Origin of the sequence: Agrobacterium sp. CFBP 3001, assembly GCF_027871605.1 — a bacterium.
GTDB lineage: Bacteria > Pseudomonadota > Alphaproteobacteria > Rhizobiales > Rhizobiaceae > Agrobacterium > Agrobacterium leguminum.
This window is the reverse complement of sequence record NZ_JAQAHD010000018.1, coordinates 37,573-52,493: the sequence shown is the minus strand read 5'-3', so window position 1 is coordinate 52,493 and position 14,921 is coordinate 37,573. Positions and strand designations below refer to the sequence as shown.

At 59.4% G+C, this 14,921-nt stretch carries 14 protein-coding genes; 7 read left to right on the top strand and 7 right to left on the bottom strand.

The window, feature by feature from the left end; genetic code table 11:
* Positions 1-68: 68 nt before the first annotated feature.
* Genes PH605_RS19735 through PH605_RS19720 form a run of 4 tightly spaced genes read left to right on the top strand, consistent with a single transcriptional unit; the run spans position 69 to position 2,920 of the window.
* Positions 69-539: a RidA family protein gene (locus tag PH605_RS19735; protein ID WP_003521410.1), complete on the top strand. Its 471-nt coding sequence runs from the start codon at positions 69-71 to the stop codon at positions 537-539.
* A complete protein-coding gene (locus PH605_RS19730) occupies positions 536-1,276 on the top strand; it encodes a glycerophosphodiester phosphodiesterase (protein ID WP_161987962.1) in 741 nt (246 codons plus the stop codon). The genes PH605_RS19735 and PH605_RS19730 overlap by 4 nt, the downstream gene beginning before the upstream one ends.
* Complete coding sequence (locus tag PH605_RS19725; protein ID WP_142845809.1) at positions 1,273-2,466, top strand: GNAT family N-acetyltransferase; 1,194 nt, start codon at positions 1,273-1,275, stop codon at positions 2,464-2,466. Before PH605_RS19730 ends, PH605_RS19725 begins: the two co-directional genes overlap by 4 nt.
* Positions 2,467-2,488: 22 nt before the next feature.
* On the top strand, positions 2,489-2,920 hold the full coding sequence (locus PH605_RS19720; RefSeq protein WP_003496252.1) for an HIT family protein: 432 nt from the start codon (positions 2,489-2,491) through the stop codon (positions 2,918-2,920).
* A 124-nt stretch (positions 2,921-3,044) separates the two neighbouring features.
* Here PH605_RS19720 and PH605_RS19715 read toward each other — a convergent pair whose 3' ends face one another.
* The gene (locus tag PH605_RS19715) at positions 3,045-3,896 is read right to left on the bottom strand and encodes an urea carboxylase-associated family protein (RefSeq protein ID WP_142845808.1); all 852 of its coding nucleotides are present in this window, start codon (positions 3,894-3,896) and stop codon (positions 3,045-3,047) included.
* A gap of 110 nt (positions 3,897-4,006) precedes the next feature.
* On the opposite strand from PH605_RS19715, the gene PH605_RS19710 reads away from it, so the two are divergent.
* Positions 4,007-4,897, top strand: coding sequence for a LysR family transcriptional regulator (locus tag PH605_RS19710; protein WP_142845807.1), 891 nt, complete (start codon positions 4,007-4,009; stop codon positions 4,895-4,897).
* On the opposite strand, the gene PH605_RS19705 is transcribed toward PH605_RS19710, so the two are convergent.
* The 6 genes from PH605_RS19705 to cckA all read right to left on the bottom strand — a co-directional run bounded on the left by PH605_RS19705 (position 4,876) and on the right by cckA (position 12,914).
* On the bottom strand, positions 4,876-5,826 hold the full coding sequence (locus PH605_RS19705; RefSeq protein ID WP_142845806.1) for a phosphatase PAP2 family protein: 951 nt from the start codon (positions 5,824-5,826) through the stop codon (positions 4,876-4,878). The genes PH605_RS19710 and PH605_RS19705 overlap by 22 nt on opposite strands.
* Before the next feature lie 70 nt (positions 5,827-5,896).
* Positions 5,897-6,241, bottom strand: a complete 345-nt coding sequence (locus PH605_RS19700; RefSeq protein WP_161987961.1) for an AzlD domain-containing protein — start codon at positions 6,239-6,241, stop codon at positions 5,897-5,899.
* Positions 6,238-6,996, bottom strand: coding sequence for an AzlC family ABC transporter permease (locus PH605_RS19695; protein WP_065653935.1), 759 nt, complete (start codon positions 6,994-6,996; stop codon positions 6,238-6,240). The genes PH605_RS19700 and PH605_RS19695 overlap by 4 nt, the downstream gene beginning before the upstream one ends.
* A gap of 169 nt (positions 6,997-7,165) precedes the next feature.
* Positions 7,166-9,679 carry an ATP-dependent Clp protease ATP-binding subunit ClpA gene (clpA, locus tag PH605_RS19690; RefSeq protein WP_003521419.1) on the bottom strand — a complete coding sequence of 838 codons (2,514 nt, stop codon included), beginning with the start codon at positions 9,677-9,679 and terminating at the stop codon, positions 7,166-7,168.
* A gap of 10 nt (positions 9,680-9,689) precedes the next feature.
* On the bottom strand, positions 9,690-10,046 hold the full coding sequence (clpS, locus tag PH605_RS19685; RefSeq protein ID WP_003521420.1) for an ATP-dependent Clp protease adapter ClpS: 357 nt from the start codon (positions 10,044-10,046) through the stop codon (positions 9,690-9,692).
* Positions 10,047-10,328: 282 nt separating this feature from the next.
* Positions 10,329-12,914 (bottom strand): cell cycle histidine kinase CckA, encoded by a 2,586-nt coding sequence (cckA, locus tag PH605_RS19680; protein WP_125145936.1) that lies wholly within the window; start codon positions 12,912-12,914, stop codon positions 10,329-10,331.
* 214 nt (positions 12,915-13,128) lie between these two features.
* On the opposite strand from cckA, the gene PH605_RS19675 reads away from it, so the two are divergent.
* Together PH605_RS19675 and PH605_RS19670 are read left to right on the top strand one after the other, a co-directional pair.
* Positions 13,129-13,422, top strand: coding sequence for a hypothetical protein (locus tag PH605_RS19675; protein WP_161987960.1), 294 nt, complete (start codon positions 13,129-13,131; stop codon positions 13,420-13,422).
* A 180-nt stretch (positions 13,423-13,602) separates the two neighbouring features.
* Positions 13,603-14,859 (top strand): flagellar biosynthetic protein FliO, encoded by a 1,257-nt coding sequence (locus PH605_RS19670; RefSeq protein WP_161987959.1) that lies wholly within the window; start codon positions 13,603-13,605, stop codon positions 14,857-14,859.
* The last annotated feature ends 62 nt before the right edge of the window (positions 14,860-14,921 follow it).

The window sequence follows — 14,921 nt, the reverse complement described above, 5'->3', positions numbered from 1 at the left end:
CGGCTTTTGGATCAACATCTTCTGAATGCCGGATTCTTGAAGGATTTACAACAAAACCGGAGACGAAAATGTCGGACGTCATCGAAGGCCGCCTCAAGGAACTTGGCTTTACGCTCCCCGTAGCCGCAGCACCAGCCGCAAACTACGTTCCATTCACCATCAGCGGCAATCTGCTTTATGTATCGGGTCAACTGCCGATGGAATCGGGCAAGATTGCGGTGACGGGCCTCGTTGGCCGCGATGTCGACGTGCCAGGCGCCCAGCGCGCGGCCGAACTTTGCGCCGTCAACATTCTCGCACAGGTCAAGGCCGCTTTGAATGGCGATCTCTCGAAAATCCGCCGTGTCATCAAGCTGAATGGCTTTGTTGCGTCGGTTCCGGAGTTCGTGGAACAGCACCTCGTCATCAACGGTGCTTCCAACCTCATTGCCAATGTTCTCGGTGAGCCCGGCAAACACGCCCGCGCCGCCGTCGGCATGGCCTGCCTGCCCTTCAATGCCGCCGTCGAAATAGACGCCATCGTGGAAATCGACGTATGACGCTGAAACTCTCCTGGCTGACGGCTCAGCCCGTCGCCCATCGCGGTTATCACGATCTCAATAAGGCGGTCTGGGAAAACACGCTTTCCGCCTTTTCCCGCGCCATCGAGGCCGGCTTCGCCATCGAATGCGACGTGCAGCTGGCGGCCGACAGTGTGCCGGTGATTTTTCACGACGACGACATGGCCCGCCTGACCGGCATCAAGGGCGATGTGCGCGAACGCACATCCGCCGAGCTGTCGCTTCTTGCCGTTGGCCAGACCGGGGACCGGGTCCCTACCCTCAAACAGCTTCTCACGCTCTGCGCCGGCAAGGTGCCGCTGGTCATCGAGCTAAAAGGCCGCGCCGGTGAAGGCGTCGACGACGGTTTTGCCGAGGCGGTGCTGGAAGACCTTGAGGACTATAAGGGCCATGTGGCGCTGATGAGCTTCGACCACCATCTGCTGAAGGACCTGAAGGCGGCCGGCTCGCCCTGGCCGCTGGGCCTGACGGCCGAAGGCGACAAGCCGGAAGACTTCTTCAAACACGACGAAGCGATGCAGCTCGGGCTCGATTTTATCTCCTATCATTGGGGTCATCTGCCCAACAGCTTCATCGAGGCGCAAAGAAAACTTGGCCTTCCGGTGATTACCTGGACGGTCAGGGATGAAAATGCGCGCGAGACTACCTATAAATATGCGGACCAGATGACATTCGAAGGTTTCGACCCGAGAGAGAACCCGTCCGCCACGGCATGACAGAAGACTATTCCATTCGCGTTGCGCGTTCCTTCAGGGATATCGATCCGGAAAGCTGGAAGCGGCTTTCCGGAACCTCGCGCAATACATCAGGAAAAATCTACAACCCGTTTATTTCCCATGAATTTTTATCATCCATGGAAGAATCGGGATCGGCGACAGCGAAAACCGGCTGGCTGGGGCACCATCTGCTTCTCGAAAACGCCTCCGGAGCTCTGGTCGGCGCGGTGCCCGCCTATCTGAAGAACCACAGCAAGGGCGAATATGTCTTCGACCACGGCTGGGCGGATGCTTTCGAGCGGGCCGGCGGGCATTATTATCCGAAACTGCAGTGCTCGGTTCCCTTCACGCCTGCAACCGGACCACGGTTGCTCGTCTGCAAGAACGAGGACGAGACACGTTTCAAAGCGCTCCTGGCCTCCGGTCTCGCGCAGGTGACGGAAAAGATCGGCGTCTCGTCGGCACATGTCACATTTCTGGAAGAGAACGATCTCTCCGCCCTTCTGCCGCGCGATTTCCTGCACAGGACCGACCAGCAGTTCCACTTCATCAATGACGGTTATCGCGATCACGGTGATTTTCTCGACGCCCTTTCCTCGCGCAAGCGCAAGGGCCTGAAAAAGGAACGCCGCGCCGCACTCGAAAAGGGCATCGAGATCGACTGGCTGACGGGAAGCGACCTGACCGAGGATATCTGGGACCAGTTCTTCGCCTTCTATATGGATACCGGCAGCCGCAAATGGGGCCGGCCCTATCTGACGCGGGAATTTTATTCACTGATCGGCGAGCGTATGGCCGATGACGTGCTGCTGGTGATGGCGAAACGTGAGGGGCGCTATATTGCCGGCGCGATCAATTTCATCGGCTCGGATGCGCTTTATGGCCGCCACTGGGGCTGCGTCGAGGATCACCCCTTTCTGCATTTCGAGGTCTGTTATCATCAGGCGATCGATTTCGCGCTTTCCAGGGGATTGAAACGGGTGGAAGCCGGCGCTCAGGGCGAACACAAGCTGGCGCGCGGTTACATGCCCGTCACCACCCACTCGGCGCATTTCATTGTCCATCCAGGCCTGCGCCGCGCCATTGCCGATTATCTTCAGCGCGAGCGCGAGGAAGTCGAGCATATCGGCGATTATCTTGATGAACACACGCCCTTCCGCAAGGGCGAGAGACAGGAACCGGACGTATAGTCCGCCATGAGGAGAGATCACGATGACGGCCAGCGCCTATGACGACAACAATATCTTCGCAAAAATCCTGCGCGGCGAAATTCCGAGCCACAAGCTTTACGAAGACGAGCATACGCTTGCTTTCATGGATGTGATGCCGCAGGCCCCCGGCCATCTGCTCGTGGTTCCCAAGACCGGCTCCCGCAACCTGCTCGATGCCGATCCGGAAGTGCTGGCGAGGACCATTCCCGTCGTGCAGAAACTGGCCGTGGCGGCCAAGGAAGCCTTCGATGCGGATGGCGTCTTCATCGCGCAATTCAACGAGCCGGCGGCTGGCCAGACCGTTTTTCACCTGCATTTCCACGTCATTCCGCGCAAGGAAGGCGAGCCGCTGAAGCCGCATTCCGGCGTGATGGCCGATGGCGAGGTATTGAAGGCCCATGCGGAAAAGATAAAGGCCGCGCTTGCTTCGTGATGGCTGCCTAGCATGCGACGTCATCCTCGGCCTTGTGCCGAGGATCCAAACACGTATCTAAAATCAATCGGTTGCAGATGCTCGGGACAGGCCCGAGCATGACGGAGGAGAGGTTTCGGACTGATCATTCCGGAGAACGGTAAGCATTCCTCTCCGGCCATGGCCAGCCCTCAAGCACCTGCATATCGGGCCGGAATATTTCCACCTTCAGCGGATAACAGGCCGCCGTATCGCTCGAATGCGTGGCGCTGCAATCACCGCCCGGGCAGGCGGAAAGCGCGCCGATAAGATCGATCTCGGCAAAAAGCTCCAGATAATCACCCGGCCGCACCGGGCTCGCCTTCATGAAATATTGGTGTGTGTCGCGGGTGAAACCCGTGCACATGAAGACATTCAGCACGTCATGCACATGCGGCTCCGCCTGCCGGAATGACAGACCCTTGGCGGAGGCCAGCGCATTGGTCAGATTGGAATGGCAGCACTGGTGGTAGTCGCCGCCGCTCAGGAGCTTATTGGTATAGGGATCGCAGCGTGTGCCGATCACGTCATGCACACCGCCGCCGTCTTCGTCGAAGCCATACCATGACAGCGTATCATGTGTGATCGTCGCCATCGGCCGCAGGGACGGCAGGTTGCTCCACAGCCGGTTGCCGACTGAAACATGGGTGGCGTGCAGGGCACGGGTCTTGCCGCTGAAAAACCGCTCGGTCAGATCATGGGCGTTCCAGAGGTTCAGGTCTCCCACCTGCGGACCTTCAACGCTTACGATGCGAAAGAAATGCCCCTTTGGCACATGAAAGCTGCGGCCGTCACGCGGCGGCACGATGACCTCATCGATTTTTTTCATGCTTCGTTTGGCTTCTTCCAGACGCGCGAGGTCTGGCATTTCAAGCGTCCCGTTCGGATAAACGACAACAGGACGGACGGCGCGGCGTGCGGCGGCGTCGACGGGTTCGGCGGCGGGCATGGGGGTCATGAAATCCTCGGGCAATCAAAATCTCGAGGCGAAATTGCGCCATGCCTGCTCGCCTGACAAGACGGGTTTTTCTTGCGCTCAGGCCAAGTCTTACTTACCCTTGAGGCATCATGAAATTACCGCCGCTCACCACTCTCCGGGCATTCGAAGCCGCAGCCAGAAGAACAAGTTTTTCTCTGGCTGCGCAGGAACTCGGCATGACGGCAACTGCTGTCAGCCAGCACGTGCGCAATCTGGAGGCCTGGCTCGGTGAGGCGCTGTTTGAGCGGCACGCACGGGGTGTGAGGCTTACCCCGGCCGGAAAGGAATTCGGCACGACGGTTTCGACCTCCTTACGCCAGATTGCCTCTGGCGCCGCCCGGATCCGTCAGGGCCATGACCGCATGGTCGTCCGCCTTGCCAGCCTGCCCTCTGTCGTGGCGCATTTTCTGACGCCCCGCTTGCCTCGCTTTCGGGCGCTTTACCCCGATATACAGGTATCCATCAGCTATTCCGGCGCGCATCACGCGATACCAGCCGATCTCACCATAGGACATGGCATCGCATCCGAGGAAAACGCGGTCGCGCTTTTCAGCGCAGAGACACGGCCGACATGCGCGCCGGACTATGTCGCTAAATTCGGTCCTTTCGACAATGTTGACAGCCTGTTACGAGCGGAATTGCTGCACGACGACACCGAGGCGGCGTGGCAGAACTGGTTCGCAGCCGGGGGGATATCCATGCCCGATAACGCCGGTCCGGTTTTCGCGGATTTCAATCTGCTCGTGACCGCTCTCAAAGCCGGTCAAGGCATCGGCCTCTGCCCGACGGCGCTGCTTCACGACGAGATTGCCGAAGGTCAACTGACCGTGCTCTTCGACCGGGCGGCCGATACGGAGAAATATTACTGGCTGATGGAAGCCGAAGAGATGACGGCACCATCCCGCATCCTGTCGGACTGGCTTCTTGCAGAGGCCCGAGGGAGCGAAATGCGTGGCAGTTATTCCGCCGCGACGATCTGAACACGAGAGGCTGCCGCCTCTTCCATCCGTTCCCTCGCCGACAGCCAGTTGAGCAAGCGGGCGGATGCAGCACAAATGACAACAAAAGCAGCGAGACCACCGAAAACATCCGAAAGATGGTGTCCACCCTGAACAAGAACGGCCAGCGGCATCAAGAGGTTTATCGGCAAGATCACCGCCATCACCGCCCAGTGACGCGGTATGAACCAGACTGACATTGCCGCCATGAAGATGTGAAACGATGGAAAGCCGATCAACCCCAGCACATTTTTAGGCGAAAGATAGACCACTCCCTCCGTTATGAGGCGGTTCAACTCCTGACCGTAGGTATTATCGACGGCCAACGGAATGGCCTGCGATACCCATTGCGGCAATTGCACATAGGCCGAAGGTCCGAATGTCGGCAAGAATATCCAAAAGACGATGCATGCAAATGCACCCAGTACTCCGGTCACGAGGAAATGGTGCAGCATCCGCTCGTTGCCGGTAAATCCAAGCGTCAGGACGATCACCAAAAGCTGCGGCAACGATGAGGCATAGACGAAAAACAGGCCGGTTCCGATCCATGGGTGGGCTGCCGCCCACAGGACGATGCCTGTCCAGCTGTAGCCAAACGCCGCATCCATACTGAAAAGCATATGATCAATCGCCGGAAAGGCCACGGGTAGGAACATGTAGTTGAAAACCGAAGCAACAAGCGTGAACAGGATGAATAACCCGCCAGAAATCAGGGCGGCAGCAATGCGAAGATCGCGCCCGGTAGTGCGATAAACCTGGCCGAGGATAAAAACACCGACGCCTGCCAGAACGCATAGAAGATATCCTGCGTAGTCGACTTGAATGCCTTTGGCCGCAATCAATACCGCATCGACAACGAATAATATGGCGATAATGCCAAGTACAAAACGCTCTGCCGCAAAGAGTCGCATTGAATTGCTGCCCCTGTTTCAATCAGCGGCAAAGTAGGGCAACGGCCTTAATATTCGGATAAAGCGTGCACTAGAAACCGAGCGCGAACAAACCACCCGCCAGAAGCAGGATGGGCACAGCCACGCCGACGATGACCCGCTGGCCTGCCATCAGAAAAGCTATGAAACCGAGTGTGGCGGCGCCGATGCGCAGCCACAGGGGCGATGCTTCCAGCGTTCCGGTTGGAAAGACGATCAGCTTGGCGGTGACAGCCATGACGAGCGCGGTGGCGACCGCCCTTACCCAGTGCAGCGCTTCGGAATCCTCCTTCAGGCGGTTACCGGCGAGAACGCCGAGCCAACGCCAGAGATCGGTCGCCAGCCAGCCGGCAATCGCGATGAAGAGATAAGGCGCCCACCAATGTTCGGTCATCATGGTTCGCTCTCCGGTGAGACGGGTTTTATCCGGCGGCGGAACACGAGGCGGTCGATCAGATAGGCCGCCGTGCCCCCGCCTATCCCGGCATAGAGAATATCGAATTCCGGTGCGATGACCGCGAAGGCCGGTCCGGCGATAACACCGATGACGAAGGCGACCTTGACGACGGAATGACGGGCCGAAGCCCAGATCGATGCCACGAAATAGACAGGCGTGAGAAAAAACAGCACGCCGGCGACAAGCGGCGGAAAGGCGGCGACAACGCCGTAACACAGGCCGACGATGATGGCATTGACCACGGTGAGCGTCATGCCGAAACCGGCGAACCAGGCGGCGCGTGCTTCGCGCGGCACCTTGGAGAGATTTTGCGTGGCAAAAACCCAGGCCGTGATTGCGACGAAGTGGGAGAGAAACAGCAAGATCCATGTCGGCGTCTTCGCGCCGCGCATTTCTGGGACGATGGAGGCGACCATCGGCATCATCCGGACCGAGGACAGCGTCACCGCCAGAAAGCAGGCGGCAAGATTGGCGCCGCCGACCATGGAGCCGATCAGGATCATCTTGGCCGGCAGGGCCCAGATCATCAGCGTCATGAACACGGCTTCACCGCGCGCGACACCGGATTCCAGCGCGAAGGCGCTAAAACCAACGAAAGATGTCATCAGAATGAGCGAGGGCAGCGAAAATATGCCCCGCATTCCCCGGAAAAACCAGCCGCTCAGGGGGATGGTATCGCTGTCGGCAGTCTGCATTGCTGACCCACTTGTGCATGTCACCCGAAATGTGCCGCAGCTTCGGGGTAACGTCATGCATAAAACAAAAAACAAAACGCGCCGGAGGTATCAGGGAAAACGCGACACGCTTCATACATGAAAATGCCGGGCTTTCGCCCGGCATCGGTTTATCGGTCGAAGACCTTGATCATTTCTTCTTCGGCACTTTCGGCACCGCATTGGTCTTGCGCCGCGGCTTGCTGTCCTCATCCGACTTGTCGGCCTCGGCAACAAGGACATCCGCCTCTTCATTGGCCTTCGCCGCCTTGGAAGCAGGTTTCGTCTTGGCCTTTGCCTTGCCGGGCGATTTGGCCGCCTTCAGTTCGGCCTCCGGCTGCGGCTTGACGGGTGCCGTCTCCGGCAGGACCTCGAGTATGAGACCTTCGGAGCCGTCGTCCTTCTTGCCGACGGTGACGCTGACGACGCCGCCCTTCTTGAGCTTGCCAAAGAGGATTTCGTTGGCGAGCGGCTTCTTGATGTTTTCCTGGATCACGCGCGACAGCGGGCGGGCGCCCATCTTCTCGTCGTAACCCTTCTCCGCCAGCCAGGAGATCGCATCTTCATGCAGATCGAAGGTGACGTTGCGTTCGGAGAGCTGGGTTTCCAGCTGCATGACGAACTTCTGCACGACCTTGTGGATGACAGCGGTCGGCAGCGGCGAGAAAGGAATGATCGCGTCCAGACGGTTGCGGAACTCCGGCGTGAACAGGCGGTTGATTGCCTCTTCATCTTCACCCGTACGGCGCGAAGAACCGAAACCGATGGCGGATTTCGCCATTTCGGATGCACCCGCATTCGTCGTCATGATGAGGATGACGTTGCGGAAGTCGATCTTCTTGCCGTTATGGTCGGTCAGCGAGCCATGGTCCATCACCTGCAACAGGATGTTGTAGATATCCGGATGCGCCTTTTCGATTTCGTCCAGCAGCACCACGGAATGCGGGTGCTGGTCGACGCCGTCGGTCAAAAGACCGCCCTGATCGAAGCCGACATAACCGGGAGGTGCGCCGAGCAGGCGCGACACGGTATGACGCTCCATATATTCCGACATGTCGAAGCGCAGCATCTCGACGCCGAGCGAGGCGGCAAGCTGCTTGGCCACTTCCGTCTTGCCCACGCCCGTCGGGCCGGAGAAGACATAGGAGCCAATCGGCTTGTTCGGTTCGCGCAGGCCCGCACGCGCCAGCTTGATGGCCGTGGCAAGCGCCTCGATGGCGATGTCCTGACCATAAACGACCGAGCGCAGTTCCTTTTCAAGGTTGGCGAGAACCATCTCGTCATCCTTGGAGACCGTCTTCGGGGGAATGCGGGCCATCGTCGCGATGGTGGCCTCGATTTCCCGCTCGGTGATCAGCTTGCGGCGCTTGGAGGCCGGCAGCAGCATCTGCGCCGCACCGGTCTCGTCGATCACGTCGATCGCCTTGTCCGGCAGCTTGCGGTCGGAAATGTAGCGAGCCGACAGCTCGACAGCAGCCTTGATCGCCTCGTTGGAATATCTGAGGTGGTGGTAGTCCTCGAAATAGGGCTTCAGCCCCTTCATGATCGCGATGGCGTCATCGATGGACGGCTCGTTGACGTCGATCTTCTGGAAACGGCGCACAAGCGCGCGATCCTTTTCGAAGAATTGCCGATATTCCTTATAGGTGGTCGAGCCGATGCAGCGGATCGCACCCGAAGACAAGGCAGGCTTCAAGAGGTTCGATGCATCCATCGCGCCACCCGAGGTCGCGCCCGCACCGATGACGGTGTGGATTTCATCGATGAACAGAACCGCGCCCGGATATTCTTCGAGTTCCTTGACGACCTGCTTCAAACGCTCTTCAAAATCACCGCGATAGCGGGTCCCGGCGAGCAGCGTACCCATGTCGAGCGAGAAGATGGTGTCATTGGCGAGCGCCTCCGGCACCTTGCCTTCGACGATACGCTTGGCGAGACCTTCGGCAATCGCCGTCTTGCCCACGCCCGGATCGCCCACATAAAGCGGGTTGTTCTTGGAGCGGCGGCAGAGGATCTGGATGGTGCGGTTGACCTCGTCGTGGCGGCCGATCAGCGGATCGATCTTGCCGTTTTTCGCCTTTTCATTGAGGTTGATGCAGTAAGCCTTCAGCGCATCCTGCTGCTTCTTGGCGGACGATCCGTCTTCCTCGGGATTGCTGCGGCTCGCCTTGTTTTCGCTTTCCGGTTCATCGGCACCGCGCGGCGTGCGCGTCTGCGACGTGCCGGGGCGCTTACCGATGCCGTGGGAGATGTAGTTGACCGCGTCGTAACGGGTCATCTCCTGCTCCTGCAGGAAATAGGCGGCGTGGCTTTCGCGCTCGGCGAAAATGGCCACAAGCACGTTCGCGCCGGTCACTTCCTCGCGGCCGGACGATTGAACATGGATGACGGCCCGCTGGATGACTCGCTGGAAGCCGGATGTGGGTTTGGAATCTTCGTCGTAACCCGTGACGAGGTTCGTCAGTTCATTGTCGACGTAATCGCTGACAGTCTTGCGAAGCGCATCGAGATCGACATTGCAGGCGCCCATGACGGCTGCGGCATCCGCGTCGTCGATCAGCGCCAGAAGGAGATGTTCCAGCGTCGCATATTCGTGGTGACGCTCATTTGCAAAGGTCAGTGCCTGGTGCAGCGCCTTCTCGAGACTTGGGGAAAAAGTTGGCACGTTGCGATCCTCATTTCTTTTCCATGACGCATTGCAGCGGATGCTGGTGCTGTCGGGCGAAATCCATGACCTGGCTTACTTTCGTCTCTGCGACCTCATATGTAAACACCCCGCATTCGCCCACGCCGTGCTGGTGCACGTGCAGCATGATGCGGGTTGCCGCTTCGCGATCCTTCTGGAAAAAACGCTCCAGAATGTGGATGACGAATTCCATGGGAGTGTAGTCGTCATTCAGTAAAAGAACACGGTACAAATTCGGTCTTTTTGTTTTTGGCTTGACGCGGGTGATAACAGACGTTCCACGGTTGGTGCCGCCGCCGTCTTCCCCTTCGCCCTCGCCCTGCATGTAGATCGGCCTAGCGATCATCTTTCATCATTCTCCAAACCGTTCTCAAACCGACAGTTCTTTGCCAGGAGGGAGAACTTCGCCTCTTCATATCTAGGTCGTTAAGACGCGATTTTAAGCCCCTTGCGAAACGGTGCAATCACTATTGCGTTTGCGAAGAGGCAAACCTCGGGAAAAGTGCGGATATGGAGGCAACCGGGGCGCCGGAAGACACGGACCCGAAGTAGCGGCGCATTTTTCGGGCCGGATGCAATGGATGTGACAGGTCGCGGCGCAGCCGAATCCGGTTCGCCGCCGCCGGCCTTATTCCTTGTCGTCGAGCATTTCGCGAACGGCGATCGCGAGCTGCTTGAGCGAGAAGGGTTTGGGCAGGAAACCGAACTTGGCGTCCGCCGGCAGGTTCTTTGCGAAAGCATCCTCGGCATAACCCGAAACGAAGATGAATTTCAGGTCCGGATAGGACTTTCGCAGTTCCCTCAGCAGCGACGGACCGTCCATTTCCGGCATCACGACGTCGGAAACGACGATGTCGACCTTGCCTTCCAGTTCGTCCATCACCTCCAGGGCTTCGGTGCCGGAGCCGGCTTCGTGCACGGTATAGCCGCGGGTTTCCAGCATGCGCTTGCCGCCACGTCGCACCGCTTCCTCATCCTCCACCAGAAGCACGACCGCGGATTTGCCGGTGAGGTCCAACGGCTCTTCCTTCACCGGCTCGGCTGCGATGACCGGAGCAAGCGCCGCCTCGCCGGGCTGCCCGTTGCTCTGAACGGCCTCCACCACATGGCGCGGCAGGTAAATGCGGAAGGCGGTTCCCTTGCCCACTTCCGATTCGGGATAGATATAACCGCCCGACTGCTTGACGATGCCATAGACCATCGACAGGCCAAGACCGGTGCCCTTGCCGACTTCCTTGGTGGTGAAGAAGGGCTCGAAAATCTTGTCCATGATCTCGGGCGGAATACCCGTGCCATTATCGGCAACTTCCACCATCACCATGTCCTCGGCCGGGAATTCCGGACGGCCAAGCGCTGCGATTTCCTTCGCGTCGACGTTGCGCGTCCTGATGGTGATCTTGCCGCCGTCGGGCATGGCGTCGCGTGCATTGACGCAGAGATTGATGAGCACCTGCTCGAATTGCGACAGATCCGTCTTTACCGGCCACAGATCGCGGCCGTAATCGACCTCCAGCTTGACATTGGTGCCGGAAATCAGCCTGTCCACTAGCATGCGCAGATCGCCGATCACATCCGTCAGGTTGAGGATGGCCGGACGCATGGTCTGCTTGCGCGAGAACGCCAGAAGCTGGCGTACCAGCACGGCCGCGCGGTTAGCGTTGCGCTTGATCTCCATGAGATCGGCGAAGCTCGGATCGGCAGGCCGCGCCTGTAGCAGCAGATGGTCCGACGACAGCAGGATGGCGGTCAACACGTTGTTGAAATCGTGGGCGATGCCGCCTGCGAGCGTGCCAACGGCATTCATCTTCTGCGTCTGCGCCATCTGGGTCTCGAGCGCCTTCTGCTCGGTCACTTCTATGGCATAAACGATAGCCACCTCTTCCGGCGCTTCATCGTCCTGATCGATGACGGCGTTGACGTAGAAGCGGAAATGCCGGCCCTCGTCGCTCGGGTGGCGGGAATCGAAAGGCGCTATATCGCCCTGACGGTCCTTGGCTTCGGCCAGCGCCTGTTCGAGCCGCGGCTTCTCATTGTCATGGATGACCGTCTCAAGCGCCACGCCGCGATCGATATCATCGCGTCCGACAACGCCGGAGAACAATTTCAGGAAGGGCGCGTTGATGCGCAGGATGCGGCCTTCGCCGTCGAGCGAGGCAATCGCCATCGGCGTGTTGTTGAAAAAGCGGGTGAAACGCATGGCGGAGGAGGATTCCGTATCCTCCTGCCCCTTTGGGCGCATCAGGACGATGGTGCGGCTCTCGCCGGGCGCGCCATCTTTCGAGGTGACCTGATGCACGAGGCGGGCCGGCATGCTCTGGCCGTTCACCCGTCGCATGTCGAGATCGAGGATTTCAGTGCGCTTCGCCGTGCCCTGCGGATGCACCGATTCGATCAGCGCCATGCCCTCGCCGGCGACAATATCGGAAACGGTCATAGAACCGGGTGAGAACTGCGCCAGATCGATGCCGAGCCATTCCGACAGGGTGGCGTTCAGATAAACGATCTCGCCCTTGCGCCCGGCGGAAAAGAAACCGGCCGGGGCGTGATCGAGGTAATCGATGGCATTCTGCAATTCGCGGAAGAAGCGCTCCTGATCCTCGCGCTCCGGCGTGATGTCGGCGATCTGGAAGACGTGCAGCCCCTCGCCGCCCGCATCCTTCAGCACCCGGCCCTTCAGCCTGTACCAGTGCGGGCCTGCATTGGAATCCTCACCCAGCGGCTTCAGCAGCCGGAACTCTTCGTAACCGTCGCGGCCTTCGCGCAGCACGTTGATGAGCCGGTAAAGCGCTTCGGTCGATTCCCGGCTGCGCGACAGGAGCGTTTCGAGACTCTGGATATCGCTCGCCTTGGTGGTGCCGCTCATCCGGCAATAGGTGGCATTGGCATAGACCATATGCCCCTTGGCGTCGGTGATCAGCGTGCCTTCGGGGTGGGCCGAGAGAAAGCGGCGGGCAAGCCCGTCGGATTGCGACTGCGGCATGACCTCGATGAAACCGATGATCGACGAGACCAGAAAGAAGATGCCCATCATGGCCAGCACGCCGAGAATGCCGAGCACGATTTCGTTTTCGAGCGAATCCTTGAAATAGACGAAGGCGGCAGCGGCGGCGATCAGAACCAGCGCCAGAAGCAGAATGCGCAGGACCGTGCCGGAACGGGCGCGCCTGTCCACCAGCGGAAGGTCGTTGTCGCTTGTCTCGCGCACCCGTGTCATCTTGGCCTCGCAGTCGTGCAGGTCGTCATTCGGTCAGCCCTATTTCCCTGACGGAATCGGGCAGTAAAATTTCTTGTAGCAACTCGCTTGACCGGCAAAAAGCTCCGCCAGGACACAAAGGCTTAAAAACGCACAGCGAAAACGGCCTGAAAGGTGTATAAAAGCCTTAAAAGACTACGGCCTTGTACAGGTCAGCTCCTTCACCTGACATTGAATGCGCGGCGCGGAACAGACGATCTTGCCGTCAGCGATGGTGCAAACCGAGCATCCGTCCGTGAAGTCGACGCAGGAAGGATTGTCACGCACGAACTCCGCCATGGTCGCGGCGTTGTCCGGCACCTTTTCTTCGGCCCCGTCTATCGAATACGGAAACGCGAAAAACGGTGGCAACAGCAAAACGACACGCATCAAATGCCGTGCGGAGGAGCCGTTAATGCGCAATGACTGGAACATTCCGGAACGCTCCTTCGGCAAAAGAATTGCAACTTTCACTGTCTTTCAGCATTGAAGGACGAGATATGGCGCTTTGGTGGCGTCGTTACGGTTGAGGCGGCAATCCTGTGGGGCGAAATGAATAAACCTTGTATCGCGCCCAAAAAAATCGTCTTTTCCTGCTTGACGTTCACTTTATAAGAACCACGGCAATATTAATTGCCCAAGAAACGAAAAAGCCAAAAAATCTGAAGGGATGATCTCCATGATGGAAGATTTTATCGGCGCTTATGGAAACCGTCTCATCGTCGCCGTCGTCGGTGTGGGTGTGGCCCTGCTTGTTCTGGCGATTGCGCTGTGGCTTCTGCGCAGGCGCAGCGGTTCTGCCCCTTTCATCCGCGGCGGGCGCAACCGGCAGCCGCGCCTGCAGGTTCTCGATGCAACGGCCGTGGACGCACGCCGCCGTCTGGTGCTGGTGCGCCGTGACAATGTCGAGCATCTCGTCATGATCGGCGGCCCAACGGATATCGTCATCGAAAGCGGTATAGGCGCGATCCCCATTGTCAGGGACGTGCAGGAGCCGGAATTGAAGGCGCTGCCGCGCCAGGAAAGCGAGCAGAAGAGAGCCGAGCCCGCGATCCAGCAGGAGCGTCGCTCCGCCCTGCCGCAACAGCAGCCCGTTGCAGCTGCGGCTACCGTTTCTGTGCCTGAAGAACCCGTCAAGCAAGCACAGCGGTCGGAGCCGCCGGCACCTGTGGCGTCCCCGCGTCCAGCACCCGTTGCGGCGGCCGCCGCTCAGGTTCCGCCACGCCCATCGACCCCGCCGCAACCCGTACCCACGCCTTCTACGGCGCGCGAAACCGCGCCGCCGGCAAGACAGGCGGCACCCGAGCGGGAGATAGCGCGCCCCACGCCACCGCCAATACCGGTTGCAGCGGCTCCGGTCGCTGCGGTCTTGCCCCTGGCGGCGGCATCGCTCGATATGGCTGCGGCCCGAACGGAACCCAGGCGTGCCGAGCCCGTCGTGCTCGCTCCGGCTCCGGCACCGGTCGCACCGCCGATCCCTGCACAGGCGCCGTTAGAGGCAAAGGCGGAAGAACGGACTGCGGAATTCGCTCCGCCGGTCTTTGCCGCGCGCGAGCCGGTGATCGACCAATCCATCGCCGCCGATTTTCTCGACGCCGCACGGGAGCGCGTTCTTCCCGACCTGAAGCCGGGACAGACAACGCCGCCCGCACCTTTCCCGCCCAAGCCTGAAAATCCGGCTGTGGCTTCGAACGACGCTGAGCCGAAATTTTCCGACGAGCTCGCCAGTGATTTCGAAAGCTTCCTTGAGGCGGAGATCGCCAAGAGCAAGGAGGCGGATAACGAACCGTCCATCGCCCCTGTCGCGGAAAAGCAGATCAAGCCGCAGCCAGCTTCCCCGCCGGTCACCGGCGCTTCACCGGATGGAGACATGCAGAAGGAAATGGCGCGTATTTTCGGAGAGCTTTCCGTGACCCGCGACCGCTGACGCGCGCGGGTCTTCCGACCAGAAATTCGAAATAGAGAAAGGGCACGGAAGCGATTTCCGTG